Origin of the sequence: Ferrigenium sp. UT5 (genome assembly GCF_045866295.1) — a bacterium.
Classification (GTDB): Bacteria; Pseudomonadota; Gammaproteobacteria; order Burkholderiales; family Gallionellaceae; genus Sideroxyarcus.
In genome coordinates this window covers 1-16732 of record NZ_BAAFRY010000009.1, presented here as the reverse complement: position 1 = coordinate 16732, position 16732 = coordinate 1, and the positions used below count along the sequence as shown (strand labels likewise).

The following is a 16732-nucleotide window of genomic DNA, read 5'->3' as shown; positions in this document are numbered from 1 at the left end:
CATGTCAGATCATCACGACAAATTTTATTCGACCAAATTTCAGGACAAGGCTGAACGCAGCACCCTGCTGATGTTTGTCCTGACAGCGATCGCCGTGGCGATCGGCGGTATCGTCGAAATCGTGCCGCTGTTCTATCTGCCGAACACGGCGATGTGCCAGAACGATCCCACCTGCAACAACACGCAGCACAAGGATCTGCAGGGCAATGTCATCCCGATGGACAAGATCATCTGGAATCCGGCCACTTCGGCACACAAGACCCTGGCGGACTGGCAGCCGGGTGATGGCGTTCGTCCTTACACCGCGCTGGAAACTGCCGGTCGTGCCGTATTCATCCGCGAAGGCTGCTTCCTCTGCCACTCGCAGATGATCCGCCCGTTCCGGGACGAGAAGGATCGCTACGGTCACTACTCCATCGCGGAAGAGTCGATGTACGACCACACCTACCAATGGGGTTCCAAGCGTACCGGTCCCGATCTGGCGCGTGTCGGCGGCAAGTATTCGGATGAGTGGCATCGCCGCCACCTGCGCTATCCGCGCGACGTGGTGCCCGAATCCGTCATGCCGAACTTCTTCTGGCTGGAGCAAAAGCCGGTCAACGTGGAAAAGACCGTGCAGACGCTGAAGGTCATGACCATGATGCCGTTCAACCCGGTGCCGAAGACGATCTATACCGACGCGTACATCGCCGGTGCGGCGGCCGAGCTGGAAGGCAAGAGCGATATGGACGCGTTGATCACTTACCTGCAAGGACTGGGCAATCATGTCAAGTTCGAGGAAGGCGTGAACTACCGTGACTAAGCTGCTGGAATACGTTGGCATGGATGTGCAGGCCATGACGCTCAATGACTGGCTCGGGGTGTTTTTCGTGCTGGTCGCGGCGCTGGGCATGGTGGCCACCTATGTCATGGTGTTCCGGCCGTCCAACAAGGAAAAGTTCGAGGCCCAGCGCCGCATGGCGCTGGACGACGATGACCCTAAAATTGGGAGATAAATAATGAGTGACAAACACAATGCAGGTGACGTGCCGACTACCGGGCACGTTTGGGACGACGATCTGGGCGACTTTATCAACCAGCCGCCGAAATGGTGGATGCTGGGCCTGACCGTCAGCGCGATCTGGGTGGTGGTGTACTGGCTCTGGTATCCGTCCATTCCGCTCTCCACGACCGGTTCCTTCTTCAAAGGGATTGGTGGCTGGACGGCGATCGCTGAAATGGAAGCCGACAAGAGCGTCGTGGACGAAGTGCGCGGCAAGTATGAAGCCAAGCTGAAGGACATGACGCCGGCAGCCATTCTGGCCGACAGCGAACTGACCGAATATGTCACGCGCTCCGGTAAAGTGCTGTTCGGCGACAACTGCGCCGCGTGCCACGGAACCAATGGGGTGGGGACGCATGACAAGGAAGGGCTGTTCGCGCCGATCCTGAACGACGATGACTGGCTGTATGGCGGCACCATCGACACCATCCACGAAACCATCGTGGGCGGGCGTCAGGGCATGATGCTGGCACACAAGGACATGCTGTCCGAAGCCGAGATCGACACGCTGGCCAATGCCGTTGCGGCAGGCAAGCCGACCTCGACCCCGCTGTTCGCCGAGAAGGGTTGTACCGGCTGCCACGGTGATGACGGCAAGGGCATGCAGGCCATGGGTTCTGCCAACCTGACCGACAGCGTATGGCGTTTCGACAGCTCGATTGAAGGCATCAAGAAGACCATCAAATACGGCGTGAACTCGGGTGATCCGCAAACCCGCGTGGCCGTGATGCCGTCCTTCAAGGCTGCCGGAAAATTGAGCGATGCCCAGATCAAGAAGCTGGCCGTGTATGTGTACAAGTTTGGCGGTGGCCGGGCAGCGAATTGATTCAGTCTGTCTGCGCGCGGCACTATGCCGCGTGCAGTGTCTCTAATTCAGGCGAGGAGAACAAAGATGAACAGTTTGAATAATGATATGGTGCTGTGGGGCGTGATCATCTGCGTCGTGGGTGCGTTCCTGGTAATTGCGTGGCTGCTGTTCATGGCCTTCCGTAACGCAACCAAGGATAAAGACAAGAAATAAGCGGCAAGTATGTTCGAGGGGAGGGGAGCGTTGCTCTCCTCCTTTTCTTTTGTGCATAAAATCACGGAAGAACGCATTACGAGGCGCTAGAATTACAACTTCGGCGGTCGAAGAGTTCAAGCAACGACAGTCAGCGTTCAATTGGGGGAGCAGGATGAATCAGCAAAGCGAAAAAAAAGAGATGGGTGAAGTTACCACCCTCTACCACGAATTCGAAACCTGGACCGTCAATACCGGCGGACAGACGATCCACGCCAAGCGCATGCCCGGGTTTTTCCGTACCTTCAAGGACCGCGCACAGTTGGCGCTGTGGCTGCCTTTCTTTTTTCTGCCCTATCTGCGGTGGAATGACAAGCAGGCAATCCTGTTTGACATCGAACACCGGCAGTTCCATTTTTTTAACCTGACCGTCCTGCCGCAGGACATCTGGATGCTGTCGCTGGTCTTGCTGGTGGCCGCGATGACCCTGTTCGCCGCAACTTCGGTGGCATCGCGCGTCTGGTGCGGCTACTTCTGTTTCCAGACGGCCTGGACCGACTGGTTCACCTGGCTGGAGAACAGGATCGAGGGTAACCCGACCGCCCGCCGCAAACTGGATGAAGCGCCCTGGAGTTTCGACAAACTCAAGAAAAAAGTGTTGAAGCACCTGATCTGGATGCTGATCGCCGTGCTGACCGGCATCAGTTTCTCGATCTGGTTTGTGGATGCGTTCGATTACTGGAACCAGTTGCTGCATTTGCAACTGCCGCTGGTCGGCTGGGTTGTGTTGCTTATGTTCTTCCTGGGCACTTATATCCTGGCCGGATTCATGCGCGAACAGGTCTGTTTCTGGTTGTGTCCCTACGCCCGCATCCAGGGGGTGATGACCGATACGCAAACCATCCTGCCGACCTACGATTACACGCGCGGCGAGCCGCGCGGCAAGATCCGCCGCGGCGGTGAGGTTGTGGCGCCTCAAGGCGATTGCATCGATTGTTTCCAGTGCGTGCAGGTATGCCCGACCGGAGTGGACATTCGTAACGGGCAGCAACTTGGTTGCATCACTTGCGGCTTGTGCATCGATGCCTGCGACGTGGTCATGGACAAGATCGGCAAGCCGCGCGGGTTGATTCGTTACGCTTCGCTGGATGAACTATCGGGCAAGCCCAAAAAAGAGATGTATCAGCATCCGCGCACACTGGTTTATATCGCAATCATCCTGCTGGCCTTGGGCGGCATCGTGTGGGGGCTGACACATATGGGTGCGATGACACTGAAAGTCGTGCATGAGCGGCAACCGCTGTTCGTGCAAATGAGTGACGGCTCGGTGCAGAACAAATACGATTTCAAGGTACTCAACAAGACCGATCATGACCTGCATGTCAAAGTAAGCGCTGAAGGCGGCGTCGCGGGCCAGCTCATCATCGGCGCGGAGAACCAGCCCATCACGCATCACGGCAGGGGCACTTCCTTTACCATTTTCGTCAAGGCACCGGCCAAGAGCATCACCAAGGACGTGGTGCCGATCCAGTTCCGCGTCGAAAGTGCCGAAGATCCCAACGTGTTTGCTGAATACACCAGCAAATTCTACGGTCCCAACCGGTAAGGAATCGGCATGATTTCACAAAATCAGAAAACCGGTCTGCGCAATCCGTGGTTACTTGGATTGCTCGTGCTGATCCTGCTGGTGTTGAGTGTCAACGCGTCATTCATCTGGTTTGCCACGCATCACCAGTCAACCCTGGTCGATCGTGAATACAAAACCAAGGATCGCAAAACCAATACGCAAATGTTGAGTGAGCTGGGGCGGCAACAGGCTCTGGCTTGGCAGACGACCCTCAACAAGCCAAAGGAACTGGTGCAGGGCAAGCCGACCCTGTATCAGATCAGTGTGGCCGACCGGAGCAATCAGCCGGTCAGCGGCGAAATGGAGGTCGAAGCCTACCGGGCATCGGATGCGAATCTGGATTTCGTCACGCCGTTCAAGGAAGTGTCGGCGGGAAACTACCAGGGTTATGTGACGTTTCCGCTCAAGGGTTATTGGGAACTGCACATCCACCTGCAGCGCGGCACGGACGAATTTTCGGTGAATACCGACCGGTTCAAGGTGCTGGAAGCCCAATGATCCGTGGCAGCAATGGCGCATAGCCGCAGTCACGCTTCAGCAGGTTGTTTCCATTGCGGTCTGCCGATTCCGGCGGATACCGACTTTCACCTGACTCTTGACGGTCAGCCGCGCAGTTTCTGCTGTTTCGGCTGCCAGTCCGTCTGTGCGGCAATCTACGAAGCCGGCTTGCAGGGTTATTACCAGCGTACTCCGGAGGGAGTGCTACTGGCACCGCCGCCGGAACCGCCCAAGGATATCGAGATCTACGATTTCGACGAAGTCCAGCAGGAGTTCACCACCTGTTCCGGCGACATACGCGACATCAATCTGCTGGTGGAGGGTATCCATTGTGCGGCCTGTGTCTGGCTGATCGAACGCGGGCTGCAGCGTACCCCCGGCGTTGTGGCGGCCGAAGTCAACCTGTCGGGCAAGCGCCTGCACCTGCGCTGGGATAACCGCAAGAACAAACTGTCTGATCTGATCAAGGCGCTGGCACGCATCGGCTATTCGGCAGTGCCCTATGATCCCGAAAGCGCGGAAGGCGCGATCAAGAAGACCAACCGCGCCCTGCTGTTCCGCCTGTTCTTTGCCGGGTTTGCCGCGATGAACATGATGTGGATCGCCATCGCGCTCTATAGCGGGGCGAACCAGGACGAGTTTCGCGGGTTCTTTCACTGGATCGGCCTGGTGCTGGCGACTCCGACCCTGCTGTATTCGGCGTATCCATTTTTCCGCGGTGCGGCTGGCGGGCTGCGTGCCGGCCACCTCACCATGGATTTGCCGATTGCGCTCGGCTTGAGCGTGACCTACGCCTATTCGCTCTATGTGACGCTGTCCAACAACCAGCAGGGCGAGGTCTATTTTGATACGGTCACCAATCTAACCTTCGTCATCCTGATCGGACGCTATCTCGAAGGGATGTTTCGCCATCAGGCGGTGTCGGCCACCCAGCGCTTGCTGGAATTGCAGCCGCGTGTCGCCCTGGTCGTGCGCGATGGGGTCGAACAGTTGACGCCAATCCGCGGCGTGAAGCCTGGCGACCAGGTGCTGGTCAAGCCGGGGCATACAGTGCCGGTTGACGGCGTGGTGCTGGAAGGGCGCAGCGCGGTGGACGAGTCCATGTTGAGCGGAGAGTCAGCGCCGGTTGGCAAAGAGACGGGGTCTGCCGTGTCGGCTGGGACCGTCAATACCACGGGTGCGCTGCTGGTCGAGGTGCGGGCGCAATTGCAGGAGACGACCCTGTCGAAGATCATCCGGCTGGTCGAGGAGGCGCAGTCCTCCAAAGCGCCGATCCAGCGCCTGGCCGATACCATCGTGCCGTGGTTCGTGCTGGTCACGCTGTTGTGCGCCAGCGCCACCTTCATTTTCTGGAATCAGCAGGATTTCGAGATCGCCCTGCTGGCGGCAACCTCGGTGCTGATCATCACCTGCCCCTGTGCCCTGGGCATGGCGACTCCGATGTCGATTGCAGTCGCCTCCGGCCTCGGGGCCAGGCACGGCATCCTGGTCAAGAACGGTCTGGTGCTGGAGACGTTGTCCAAGGTGACGCACTTCGTGTTCGACAAGACCGGCACGCTGACCGAAGGCAAGTTGGGCGTGGCCGGGATGCACTGTGCGGCGCAGGCTGACCCGGCAGAAGTGCTGCGCGTGGCCGCGGCAGCGGAGCGTTTCAGCGAGCATGGCGTGGCGCGCGCCATCGTTGGGTATGCCGAGGCGCAACAGCAGGCATTCCGCGCGCTGCGGGTGGATAATTTCGAGGCGACGGCCGGGCTGGGCGTCGCCGCCAGCGTGTCCGGGCAGGCGGTGCGTCTGGGCAGCGCGGAGTGGTTGCGCCAGGGCGGGATCGTTCTGGATCAGGGGTTGCAGCAGCAAGCCGGGCAGTGGGAGGCGCAGGGGATCAGTTGCGTGTATGTCGCCCGGGACGCAAAACATGTCGCGGTCATCGGCATCTCCGACTGCCTGCGTGCGGATGCGCAGCCACTGGTGGACGCCCTGCGCGCGGCCGGCATCGGCATGACCCTGCTCAGCGGCGACCGCCGTCCGGTGGCGGAAGCCATTGGCAGGCAGTTGGGCGGGATGGAGGTGATCGCGGAAGTGATGCCGCAGGACAAGGACAGCGTCATCCAGCAACTGCAGCGGCAGGGCAAAGTGGTCGCGATGGTGGGGGACGGTGTGAACGACGCGCCGGCGCTGATTCGTGCCGATGTCGGTATCGCCCTCGGTTCCGGCACGGATGTGTCGGTGGAAAGCGCGGATATCGTGCTGATGCACAACGAATTGCTGAAAGTGCTGCAGGCGACCCGACTTTCGCGGCGGACGCTGCGCACCATCAAACAGAATATCGGCCTTTCCTTCGTGTATAACCTTATCATGGTACCGCTGGCGATGATGGCCAGAGTGAGCCCGCTGGTGGCGGCGATCACCATGCCGATCAGCTCGTTGATCGTGATCGGCAACGCGGCGCGGATCCGCACCTTATTCAACAAGTGAGAAAAACATGGAAGTAATCTACAGTCTGATTCCCGGCATGATGTTTTTCGGCATCCTGTTCGTGATCGTCCTGATCATCGCGGTCAAGAAGGGGCAGTACGAAGACATGGAAGGCGGCGGCCAGCGCATCCTGATGGATGACGATGACGAGATGATGCCGCATCCGGCGAAAAAACCGGAGGCGGGCGAAAAGACTACCGAGTAACGATTTCGCCGTTTGCCAGCAACGGCTTGACCAGCTTGTCAAACTCGGTCGGTGGAACGTATTGTAGCAACGGTTTTTCTGACGCGCTCAACGTGATGTCCAGTCCGTTCTGCGGGTAGAGCCAGTGCATGGCGCCGCTTTTGTTTTCCCGGATGATCTGGTTCGGCTTGCCGAAGCGCTTGAGGAATAGCGCCTCATCAACCTGCACGCCCGGCAGGTAGGTCAGGCTGCTGATCGGGGTGGCCATGACCTGTGCCACATCGTCCGCCGTCAGGGTGATCTTCTTGCCGCTGCCCGTCCCCGCAATGCGCAGTCCGCGCTCGTACATTCTGCGAATATCCTCTGCCGCAATGTCCACCGTCACCACCACGCGCGAACGCAGCCCGGCGAGGTTGACCTGTTCGAAGAAGACTTCCGCCGTCAATTCTCCCGCCGGCGATTTGAACAGGCTCGGAACCGCCTGTTCCTTGAAGCGCTGTTCCGCTTCGGCCGGCGTCGAAACCCCCAGGGTCAGGCCGAAGACGTTGACCGAATCGGCGCTCGGATGTTCGATATGCCAGGGAAGATCGGTCTTGTCCGGGCGGTCGCCGGGGATGAGAAAAGCGCCCAGCAGAAGGGTGACGGAGATGAGGCCGACGCCCCAATAGATTTTGCTTTCAGTGGTCATCTTGGTTATACGGTGGTTTGTGGGGGAAGCGGTGCGCCTTTGGGCATTTTGCTGTGGCGCGCCTGATACATCGAGTCGTTGCCCAGCACGATCAGGATCAGCAAGGACACCATGAACGGCAGCAGCCCGACCCCGCCCAGCAGGGCAAGGGTGGCGATTTTCGACCAGCCCATCATCTTGGACAGCATGAGTCCGCCGCCGATTACGATACAGGTGATGACCAGCAGCCACATGAAGTGCTGGTTGCGTTTGTCGGCGACGACCCAGTGCGCCTTGACGAACGCGATTTCGTTGCCGGCGGCGATCTTTCTCGCCTTGATGGCGATATAGCCGGTGATGGCGAATGACAGGATCGGCACGATCAGCACCATCAGCGGGAAGGTGCTGAAAACCCCGAAAGTCGAGGCGAACACCAGGATGTGGTTGAACACCAGATTGATCAGGAAAATTTCATGCGGCCACTTGGCGCGCGTGATCTCGTCCGGGGTGGCGTTATAGGATCGTGTCATGGGGGTGTGACTCCGGGTGATTGGCGAAACGCGGGGCGCAGGATACCGATTCTGCGGCGGGAAGGGAATGGGTCAGGTCTTCCCCATCATTTCGCGCAAACGCGGCAAGGCGAGAATTTCGATGGAGCGCGCCTTGACGCGAATCAGACCGTCATCCTGAAAACGCGAGAAGGCGCGGCTGACCGTTTCCAGCTTCAGGCCGAGATAACTGCCGATGTCCAAGCGCGACATGCGCAGGGTGAGTTGCGTGGAGGACATGCCGTGGGCCGCATTGCGCTGGGACAGATTGAGGAGAAACGCGGCCAGGCGCTCTTCGGCGCGCATCGATCCCAACAACAGCATGATGCCCTGGTCGCGCACGATCTCGCGGCTCATGATTTTGTGCAGATGGCGCTGCAGGCTGGGGATCTCGCGGCCGAGTTCCTCCAGCTTGGAAAAAGGCAGCTCGCAGACTTCGCCGGTTTCCATCGCGACCGCCTCGCAGGTATGGATATCGGTACTGATCGCCTCCAGGCCAATGATTTCGCCCGGCATGACGAATCCGGTCACTTGTTCGCGCCCGTCTTCGTGCAGAATTCGGGTCTTGAAGGAACCGCTGCGGATCGCATACAGTGACTTGAAAGAGTCGCCGCTGCGATACAGATAGTCGCCGGAGGCGTAGTTGCGTTTGCGATGGCTCAGCAACTCCAGCCGGTGCATTTCAGCGTCCGACAGATCCACCGGCAGGCAAAGTTCGCGCAGATTACAACTGGAGCACGCCACCCTGAAGAGGGAGGCGGCTGGCGCAGCGGTCGTGATATCGTTCAAGGCCATATGGGTTCTGGGGTTGATTGGAATCATTTTGACATAAATCAAGCTGGTCCGGCAGTGCAATGGCATAGTGCGCGGGTATTCAAGGAGAGCAGGATGAACGAAACGAGCAAACATATCGAAGTCGATCTGGAGTTGATCCGCAGACTGGACAAGAACGGGCCGCGTTACACCTCGTATCCGACCGCAGATCGTTTCGTCGAAGCCTTCAATGCGGAAAGCTATGCGAACTGGGTGGCCAAGCGCGAGATTGGCGGGGTCAGCCGCCCGTTGTCGCTGTATATCCATATCCCTTTTTGCAATACCCTGTGCTTTTACTGTGCCTGCAACAAGGTCATCACCAAAGACCGCAGCAAATCGGCGGAATATGTGCGCTATCTGCTCAAGGAAATGGCCATGCAGGCCGCGTTGCTGGGGCCGCAGCAGGTCGTGGAGCAGTTGCACTTCGGTGGCGGCACCCCGACTTTTTTGAGCGACGACGAGCTGCGCCAGGTGATGGCGGCCATTCACAGCCATTTCAAACTCATCGACGACGGCGAGTATTCCATCGAGATCGATCCGCGCAAGGTGACCGACGACACCATTGCCCTGCTCGGGCAGCTCGGTTTCAATCGTATCAGTCTCGGGGTGCAGGACTTTGACGACACCGTGCAGCGGGCGGTGAACCGCATCCAGAGCGAAGAGGAGACGGTGCGCGTCATGCGCGCCGCGCGCGTCAACGGCTTCAAATCGATCAGCATCGACCTGATCTACGGGCTGCCGAAACAGACGCTGGAGGGGTTCGGCACCACGCTCGACCGCGTGATCGCTGCCGATCCGGATCGGCTGTCGATTTACAACTATGCGCACATGCCGACCGTATTCAAGCCGCAACGGCGGATCCACGAGGAGGACTTGCCCGCGCCGCAGGTCAAGCTGGACATCCTCAACATGGCGGTGAACAAACTGACGGGCGCCGGTTATGTTTATATCGGCATGGACCACTTTGCCAAGCCGGAAGACGAACTGGCGGTGGCGCAGCGGCAGGGTCGGCTGCACCGCAATTTCCAGGGGTATTCGACGCACTCGGATTGCGATCTGGTCGCGCTCGGCGTCAGTGCCATCGGCAAGATCGGGCCGACCTATAGCCAGAATTATCGCGACCTGGAAAACTACTATGACGCGCTGGAACGGAACGAACTGCCTATCATGCGCGGGTTGGAGCTGAATGCGGACGACCTGGTGCGGCGCGCGATCATCCAGGCCCTGATGTGTCACTTCGAGCTGTCCAAACAATCGTTCAACATTGCCTATCTGATCGATTTCGACCAGTACTTCGCCGCTGAAATGCCGGAACTGGAAGATTACGCGCGGGAAGGACTGCTTGAACTGTCGCCGCAGTGGATCACGGTGACCCCGAAGGGACGCATGCTAATCCGCAATATATGCATGGTCTTCGACAAGTATCTGCGCACAAAGCAGGAGCATGCGCGCTACTCTAAGGTAATATAGAAGCTCGATATTGCCGAATTCGCCTACCGGGCGGTGGTGCGTGCATTCAGGAGGAGACCCCGCATGCAGGGGCGCAGATGACAAAAAAAGTTGACGATTTTCGCCTGAAACTGGGCAAGCAGGAACTGGTTCCGATCATGATCGGCGGCATGGGCGTGGATATTTCCACCGCCGAGCTGGCGCTGGAGGCGGCGCGTCTGGGGGGGGTCGGCCACGTTTCCGATGCGATGTTGCCCACCGTGTCCGATCGCCGCTATGACACCGACTTCGTCAAAGACAAGCTGTTGCAGTACAAGGCCAATATCGACAATTCCGACAAGTCGAGCGTCAAGTTCGACCTCGACCAGATTGCCGAGTCCACCCGTCTGCACGTCAGCCGGACCATGGAGCGCAAGCAGGGCGCCGGCATGATTTTCATCAACATCATGGAAAAGCTCACCATGAATTCGCCGCGCGATACCTTGCGCGTGCGCATGCATGCGGCGCTCAGCGCCGGCATCGACGGCATTACGCTGGCGGCCGGCTTGCATCTGGGTTCGTTTGCCTTGATGGAAGACCATCCGCGTTTCCGCGATGCCAAGCTGGGCATCATTGTGTCTTCCCTGCGCGCGTTGCAATTGTTCCTGCGCAAGAACCTGAAAACCGGCCGTTTGCCGGATTACGTGGTGGTGGAAGGGCCGTTGGCGGGCGGGCATCTGGGTTTTGGCATGGACTGGGCGCAGTACGACTTGCGCACCATCGTCAACGAGGTCCATGCTTTTCTGCGCGCAGAAAAACTCGACATTCCGGTGATTCCCGCCGGCGGCATCTTTACCGGCAGCGATGCGGTTTCGTTTTTGCAGGAGGGCGCGGCTGCGGTGCAGGTGGCGACGCGTTTCACCGTGAGCAAGGAATGCGGCCTGCCACCCGAGGTGCAGCAGGAATATTTCAAGGCCGGCGAGAGCGACATTGAGGTGAACGGCACCTCGCCCACGGGTTACCCGATGCGCATGCTGAAGAACAGCCCTTCCATCGGCTCCGGCATCCGTCCGGGTTGCGAATCGTATGGGTACCTGCTGGATGCGAGCGGTCGCTGCGACTACATCGACGCCTACAACCGCGAAGTGGCGGCGCATCCCGGCGAAAAGAAAATTGCGGTGTACGACAAAACCTGTCTGTGTACCCACATGCGCAACTTCAAATGCTGGACCTGCGGCCAGTACACTTACCGCCTGAAAGACACCTCGCGCAAACTGCCAGACGGCAGCTACCAGCTGTTGAGTGCGGAACACATCTTCCGCGATTACCAATTCAGCACCGACAACCGGATCGCCCTGCCCGACTGAAACCAACTACGGTTTGACTTCCCCGTTCAGCGCAGCGGCATCGACTTGGTCGCCATGTTGTTGTTGGCCGTAAGCCTTGATGAACACTTCCTGTGAATTGTTCTTGGTGCGCGGCTCCGGCGTTTTCAGGTTGTGATATTGCACATCCTCGCAGTAGTGGTAAAGCGCATGTTTCATCCGGTCGAACGGGCTGGTTTCAAGGGTGAAACCTTCCCGCGTCAGCGCCTTTTGCAATCCCTCCAGAGAATACTGTTCGACGCTGTAGCGGATGCGCAGGCAATGGGCCTCGGGGCCCGACTCGACGGTGAAATCGTTTAGTCCGACCAGAAGTTGGCGGGCCTGCTCGGCCTGCTCCGGCGAGATGAACTTCAGAATGCGCGTTTTGTGCAGTTCAAATGGATTCATCGCTCAATTCCCCCGCAAGATACTCATTCCCTTCAACAGATTCAAAGCCTGGTTCAGTTGGTAATCGTTTTTGGCGCCGAATTCGGCCAGTTCAGGCTTGTCTTCATTGCCATTCTTTTCTTGCGGCGGCGTTTTGCGCAACGGTTTTCTGCTTTGGTCGTCCGCCGTATCGGTTTGTCCGTTGGTCAGGTGTTTGGCCAGATCGGCTTCGCGCAAACGCAGCGAACTGTCGATGGCAGCCGTCGCCGGATCTTCCACCACGATGTCGGGCACGATGCCCTTGGCCTGGATGGAGCGTCCGCTTGGCGTGTAATAGCGGGCGGTGGTGAGCTTGATCGCCGTGTTGTTGCCGAGCGGCAGAATGGTCTGCACCGAACCCTTGCCGAACGTCTGGGTGCCGAGGATGACTGCCCGCTTGTGGTCCTGCAACGCGCCGGCCACGATCTCGGAGGCGGAGGCGGAACCGCCGTTCACCAGCACCACCATCGGCACGCGGGTGAATTCATCGGAAAGGCCGTGCAGATAGTCGTCCTTGCTGCCGCGCAGATAATATTCGGGGCTGGCCAACAGGCGCATCTTCGCATCTTCGGTGCGCCCTTCGGTATAGACCACCAGCGCATCCCTGGGCAGGAAGGCCGCCGCAACGCCGACGGCGCCGGTGAGCAGACCGCCCGGATCGTTGCGCAGATCCAGCACCAGGCCTTGCAGCGGTTCCTTGTTTTGCTTGCGCAGGTTGGCCAGTGCGGTGGCCAGATTTTCGCCCGTGTGTTCCTGGAATTGCGTGATGCGCACGAAGCCGTAACCCGGTTCGGCCAGTTTCGACTTGACGCTTTGCACCTTGATGACGGCGCGCACGATGCGGATTTGCAGGGGTTGCGGCGCATTCTTGCGGATCACGGTGAGCAGAATGCTGCTGCCCGGTTTGCCGCGCATCTGTTTCACCGCATCATTCAGGCTGAGCCCCTTCACCAGCGTGTCGTCCAGTTTGATGATGAGATCGCCGCTCTGGATGCCGGCCTTGAATGCGGGGGTGTCCTCGATCGGCGAAATGACCTTGACCAAGCCGTCTTCCATGCCGACCTCGATTCCGAGGCCGCCAAACTCCCCCTGTGTGCCAACCTGGAGTTCCTTGAACCCTTCGGCATCGAGATAGGCGGAATGCGGATCAAGCCCGCTCAGCATGCCGTTGATCGCTTCCGTGATGAGTTTCTTGTCGCTCACCGGCTCCACGTAGTCGCTCTTGATGCGCCCGAACACATCGGCAAATGCGCGCAATTCCTCGACCGGCAGGGGCAGGGCAACTTCCTTTTCCGCGACCGCGGAAAAGTTCAGGCTGAGCATGACCCCGGCAGCCAGGCCGATGGCGATCAGGCTAAATTCTTTGATACGACGATTCATCTCGATTTTCCTCAAGGGTGTTTGATCCAGCTAGTCGGGTTGAGCGGCTGACCCTTGTAGCGCAGTTCAAAGTATAAACCCGAATCCTCATTGCCGCCGCTGTTGCCGACGGCGGCAATCAGTTCGCCGGTGCGCAGGGTGTCGCCCACTTGTTTGTACAGGGTCTGGTTGTTGCCATACAGGCTCATGTAACCCTGGCCGTGATCGACGATGAGCAGATTGCCAAAGCCGCGCAGCCAGTCGGCATAGACCACCCGGCCCGCCGCAATCGTTTGCACCGGTTGCCGGTCGCGGGCGCGGATGAACCAGCCGGTCCAGGAGAGGGTGCTGTCGGGGCGCCGGCTGCCGAACTGGTTCGATACCTTGCCATCGACCGGCAGCGGCAGGTGTCCCTTGTCCCGGCGAAAAGCATCCCCGCCCGTCTCGGGCAGGGCGCCGGACAACTCCTGCAACAGGCGCGACAGGCGTGCCTCGTTGCGTTGCAGGCGTCCGATCTCGCGCCGCTGCTGTTTGAGCTGAAGCGAAATCCTGCGCAGGGTTTGCTGGTGATTGGCCTGCTCGCGTTTCAGCTGCGTCAATTCGGCGCGTTCTGCCGTGCGTAGTTCGTCCAGTTCGGCCTGCTGTGCCTCGGTTTCGCGGGTCGCCTGTTTCAACGCGCTCAAGGCATCCTGCTGCGCGCGCAGGGCATGGCCGCGTTCGCGCGCGATGTAGCCGAGATAGTGCAGATTGCGCGCAAGCCGGTTCGGGTCGTCGTCGCCGAGCAGCAGCTTGAGGTAGTCCTCTTCGGTGCGGCTGAGGTATTGCCGGTAGAGCAGCTTGCCCAGGCGGGATTGTTGCAGCCGGACGTTTTCCCGGGCCTGGTCGCCTTTGCGTTGCAAACGTTGCAAGACCTGCCGGCCGGCCTGCTGCTGCTGTTCCAGACGGGCCAGGGCGCGATTGCGGTCGCTGATCGCGCGCTCGGAATCGCGCAGGGCGTCGGCCGCATCGGATTTTGATTCCGCTGATTTGTCGAAGTCGTGCTGCAGTGCGAGGATGCGTTGGCGCAGTTTTTCCAGATCGGTCTGATCGGCAGCGAACGCATTGCAGGCCAAACAGCACAGCGCCAGCAACAGCGTCCGCATCATTCCCGTCACTCGAAGCGAACCAGCGGTTTACCGGTCATTTCCGCGGGTTGCGGCAGTCCCATCATCGCCAGCAGGGTCGGCGCGACGTCCTGCAGCGCGCCCGTGCCCGGCGCGGCGATGGTGGCCTTGCGCCCCACATACAGGAACGGCACGAGGTTCAGGGTGTGCGCGGTGTGCGCCTGCTGCGTGGTGCGGTCCAGCATCTGCTCCGCGTTGCCGTGATCGGCGGTGATCAGGACTTCGCCGCCGCACGCCAGCATCGTACTTACCACGCGGCCGATGCAGGTGTCGAGCGCTTCGACCGCTTTGACCGCCGCTGCCATGATGCCGCTGTGTCCCACCATGTCGCCGTTGGCGTAATTGCACAGGATCGCCGCGTACTGGCCGCTGCGAATCGCAGCCTCAAGCTTGTCGGTCACCTCGAACGCGCTCATTTCCGGTTTCAGGTCATAGGTGGCCACCTTGGGCGAAGGGACGAGCGTGCGGTCTTCGCCGGGATAGGGCAGTTCCCGGCCGCCGTTCATGAAGTAGGTGACATGCGCGTATTTCTCCGTCTCGGCGATGCGCAACTGCTTCAAGCCCAGATTGGAAAGATATTCGCCAAAGCCGTTGTGGATGGCGTCGGCGGTGTAGGCGCAGGGCAGATGGAAATCGTCGCCATAGCTGCTCAGGGTCGTGTAGTTTGCCAATTTAGGGAAGCGGGTGCGGGTGAAACCGGCGAAATTCTCGTCGGTCAGGGCGCGGGTGATTTCGCGCGCGCGGTCAGCACGGAAGTTCATGAATACCACGACATCGCCATCGCGCATCGGGGCGGGATCGCCGATCACCGTCGCCTGCACGAACTCGTCGTTCTCGCCGCGTGCATAAGCCGCCTCCAGTCCTTGCAGTGCATCGGCCGCGGCAAAGGGTGCCGCGCCCTGGGTCAGCAGGTCATATGCAACCTGCACCCGTCCCCAGCGGTTGTCGCGGTCCATCACATAAAAACGTCCGACCAGCGTGGCGATGCGCCCCGTGCCGAGTTGTGCGCATTTGTCCTGCAAGGCCTGCAGCGATTGGGCGGCACTGCGCGGCGGTGTGTCGCGCCCGTCGAGGAAGGCGTGCAGAAAGACTTTTTTCAGACCGACACCGGCGGCCAGTTCCAGCATCGCCTGAATATGCGCCTCGTGGCTGTGCACGCCGCCGGGCGAGAGCAGGCCCATGATGTGCAGCGCCGAGCCTTGTGCCAGCGCGGTTTGTGCGGCAGCCAACAAGGTGGGATTCTTGAAGAAACTGCCGTTCTCGATGGCCAGGTCAATCTTGGTCAGATCCTGGTACACCACGCGTCCTGCGCCGATGTTGAGGTGGCCCACCTCGGAATTGCCCATTTGCCCGTGCGGCAGGCCGACATCCAGTGCGGAGGTCTTGATCAGCGTGTGCGGGTATTCGCGCCACAGCCGGTCCCAATTGGGTTTGCGGGCTTGGGCGACGGCGTTGAAGTCGGGGTCTTCGCGATAGCCGAAGCCGTCGAGGATGAGCAATAGAACGGGGTGGGTCGGGTGTGGGGCAGTTTGGGTCATACCGGGTTTCTCGATAAGCTGTCAGAATATCAGCCGTTGCTGATTCAGCGGGTGCGTGATTTTAGCCGATTTTGCGCGACAGGGATGCGCCTTGCCTGTGCGCCGGGAGTCAATAGATGTCCAGACAGCCAATTGAAAGAGCAGAAGATATTGTCATTGCCGCCGCCTCGATGAAGGCCATCGCCCATCCGTTGCGCCTGAAGATCCTGTGCGTGTTGTCTGCCGGGGCATTGAGCGTGCAGGATATCGTCGAGCAAGTCGGCACGACGCAGAGCAATATTTCGCAGCACCTGGGTATTTTGCGCGCAAAGGGAATCCTGATTGCGCAAAAGGAAGCCAACCACGTTTATTACCGTATTGGCGACGCCAGAATCTTGAAAATGGTGGGGTTGATGCGGGATGTGTTCTGTTCGGCGTAGCGGCTTGCCATGGTCAAGTCCAAAATTTGCTGTAAATTCGATTCAGTAAATCCGCTTCCTCTCACCCGTTGATCGCAATTACCTTGCTATCTTCGGGCGGGTTTTTTCTGGCTGCTGCCCATTCGTTGAATTCATCCATATCCAGGTATTTCCGCTCCTGCCAGACCTCGTTCTGTTCTGCCAG

The 16732-nt window shown here is 59.4% G+C and carries 18 protein-coding genes; 11 read left to right on the top strand and 7 right to left on the bottom strand.

Annotation, left to right across the window (positions count from 1 at the left end; genetic code table 11):
* Window position 1: 1 nt before the first annotated feature.
* The 8 genes from ccoO (at window position 2) to ccoS (ending at window position 6844) form a co-directional block, all read left to right on the top strand.
* Window positions 2–802, top strand: coding sequence for a cytochrome-c oxidase, cbb3-type subunit II (gene ccoO, locus ACKTSJ_RS04800; RefSeq protein WP_407897921.1), 801 nt, complete (start codon window positions 2–4; stop codon window positions 800–802).
* The gene (locus ACKTSJ_RS04795; RefSeq protein WP_407897919.1) at window positions 795–995 is read left to right on the top strand and encodes a cbb3-type cytochrome oxidase subunit 3; all 201 of its coding nucleotides are present in this window, start codon (window positions 795–797) and stop codon (window positions 993–995) included. The genes ccoO and ACKTSJ_RS04795 overlap by 8 nt, the downstream gene beginning before the upstream one ends.
* 3 nt (window positions 996–998) lie before the next feature.
* Entirely contained in the window at window positions 999–1868 is an 870-nt protein-coding gene (ccoP, locus tag ACKTSJ_RS04790) for a cytochrome-c oxidase, cbb3-type subunit III (RefSeq protein ID WP_407897917.1), read from the top strand.
* A 66-nt stretch (window positions 1869–1934) separates the two neighbouring features.
* Window positions 1935–2063 (top strand): hypothetical protein, encoded by a 129-nt coding sequence (locus ACKTSJ_RS04785; protein WP_407897915.1) that lies wholly within the window; start codon window positions 1935–1937, stop codon window positions 2061–2063.
* A 154-nt stretch (window positions 2064–2217) separates the two neighbouring features.
* Entirely contained in the window at window positions 2218–3648 is a 1431-nt protein-coding gene (ccoG, locus tag ACKTSJ_RS04780; protein WP_407897913.1) for a cytochrome c oxidase accessory protein CcoG, read from the top strand.
* Between the two features lie 9 nt (window positions 3649–3657).
* Window positions 3658–4167 (top strand): FixH family protein, encoded by a 510-nt coding sequence (locus ACKTSJ_RS04775; protein WP_407897911.1) that lies wholly within the window; start codon window positions 3658–3660, stop codon window positions 4165–4167.
* 12 nt (window positions 4168–4179) lie between these two features.
* Window positions 4180–6639, top strand: a complete 2460-nt coding sequence (locus ACKTSJ_RS04770) for a heavy metal translocating P-type ATPase (protein ID WP_407897909.1) — start codon at window positions 4180–4182, stop codon at window positions 6637–6639.
* A 7-nt stretch (window positions 6640–6646) separates the two neighbouring features.
* The gene (gene ccoS, locus ACKTSJ_RS04765; protein ID WP_407897907.1) at window positions 6647–6844 is read left to right on the top strand and encodes a cbb3-type cytochrome oxidase assembly protein CcoS; all 198 of its coding nucleotides are present in this window, start codon (window positions 6647–6649) and stop codon (window positions 6842–6844) included.
* Here the strand turns inward: ccoS and ACKTSJ_RS04760 are convergent.
* From ACKTSJ_RS04760 to fnr, 3 genes are all read right to left on the bottom strand, one after another.
* Entirely contained in the window at window positions 6834–7511 is a 678-nt protein-coding gene (locus tag ACKTSJ_RS04760) for a hypothetical protein (RefSeq protein WP_407897905.1), read from the bottom strand. The two genes, ccoS and ACKTSJ_RS04760, sit on opposite strands and share 11 nt — an antisense overlap.
* A 5-nt stretch (window positions 7512–7516) precedes the next feature.
* Window positions 7517–8020: a hypothetical protein gene (locus ACKTSJ_RS04755; protein WP_407897903.1), complete on the bottom strand. Its 504-nt coding sequence runs from the start codon at window positions 8018–8020 to the stop codon at window positions 7517–7519.
* 72 nt (window positions 8021–8092) lie between these two features.
* On the bottom strand, window positions 8093–8833 hold the full coding sequence (fnr, locus tag ACKTSJ_RS04750; RefSeq protein ID WP_407897902.1) for a fumarate/nitrate reduction transcriptional regulator Fnr: 741 nt from the start codon (window positions 8831–8833) through the stop codon (window positions 8093–8095).
* 93 nt (window positions 8834–8926) lie between these two features.
* Between fnr and hemN the strand changes: the two genes are divergently transcribed.
* Both hemN and ACKTSJ_RS04740 read left to right on the top strand, forming a co-directional pair.
* Window positions 8927–10321 carry an oxygen-independent coproporphyrinogen III oxidase gene (hemN, locus tag ACKTSJ_RS04745; RefSeq protein ID WP_407897900.1) on the top strand — a complete coding sequence of 465 codons (1395 nt, stop codon included), beginning with the start codon at window positions 8927–8929 and terminating at the stop codon, window positions 10319–10321.
* Window positions 10322–10398: 77 nt separating this feature from the next.
* Entirely contained in the window at window positions 10399–11646 is a 1248-nt protein-coding gene (locus ACKTSJ_RS04740; protein ID WP_407897898.1) for a nitronate monooxygenase, read from the top strand.
* Window positions 11647–11652: 6 nt separating this feature from the next.
* Here ACKTSJ_RS04740 and ACKTSJ_RS04735 read toward each other — a convergent pair whose 3' ends face one another.
* From ACKTSJ_RS04735 to gpmI, 4 genes are read right to left on the bottom strand one after another with little or no spacing between them, the layout of a single operon-like run.
* Window positions 11653–12051 carry a hypothetical protein gene (locus tag ACKTSJ_RS04735; RefSeq protein WP_407897896.1) on the bottom strand — a complete coding sequence of 133 codons (399 nt, stop codon included), beginning with the start codon at window positions 12049–12051 and terminating at the stop codon, window positions 11653–11655.
* A 3-nt stretch (window positions 12052–12054) separates the two neighbouring features.
* Window positions 12055–13449: a S41 family peptidase gene (locus tag ACKTSJ_RS04730; RefSeq protein ID WP_407897894.1), complete on the bottom strand. Its 1395-nt coding sequence runs from the start codon at window positions 13447–13449 to the stop codon at window positions 12055–12057.
* Between the two features lie 11 nt (window positions 13450–13460).
* Window positions 13461–14573 carry a murein hydrolase activator EnvC family protein gene (locus ACKTSJ_RS04725; protein WP_407897892.1) on the bottom strand — a complete coding sequence of 371 codons (1113 nt, stop codon included), beginning with the start codon at window positions 14571–14573 and terminating at the stop codon, window positions 13461–13463.
* 5 nt (window positions 14574–14578) lie between these two features.
* Window positions 14579–16129: a 2,3-bisphosphoglycerate-independent phosphoglycerate mutase gene (gpmI, locus tag ACKTSJ_RS04720; RefSeq protein WP_407897890.1), complete on the bottom strand. Its 1551-nt coding sequence runs from the start codon at window positions 16127–16129 to the stop codon at window positions 14579–14581.
* A gap of 116 nt (window positions 16130–16245) precedes the next feature.
* Between gpmI and ACKTSJ_RS04715 the strand changes: the two genes are divergently transcribed.
* Window positions 16246–16548, top strand: coding sequence for an ArsR/SmtB family transcription factor (locus tag ACKTSJ_RS04715; RefSeq protein ID WP_407897888.1), 303 nt, complete (start codon window positions 16246–16248; stop codon window positions 16546–16548).
* The last annotated feature ends 184 nt before the right edge of the window (window positions 16549–16732 follow it).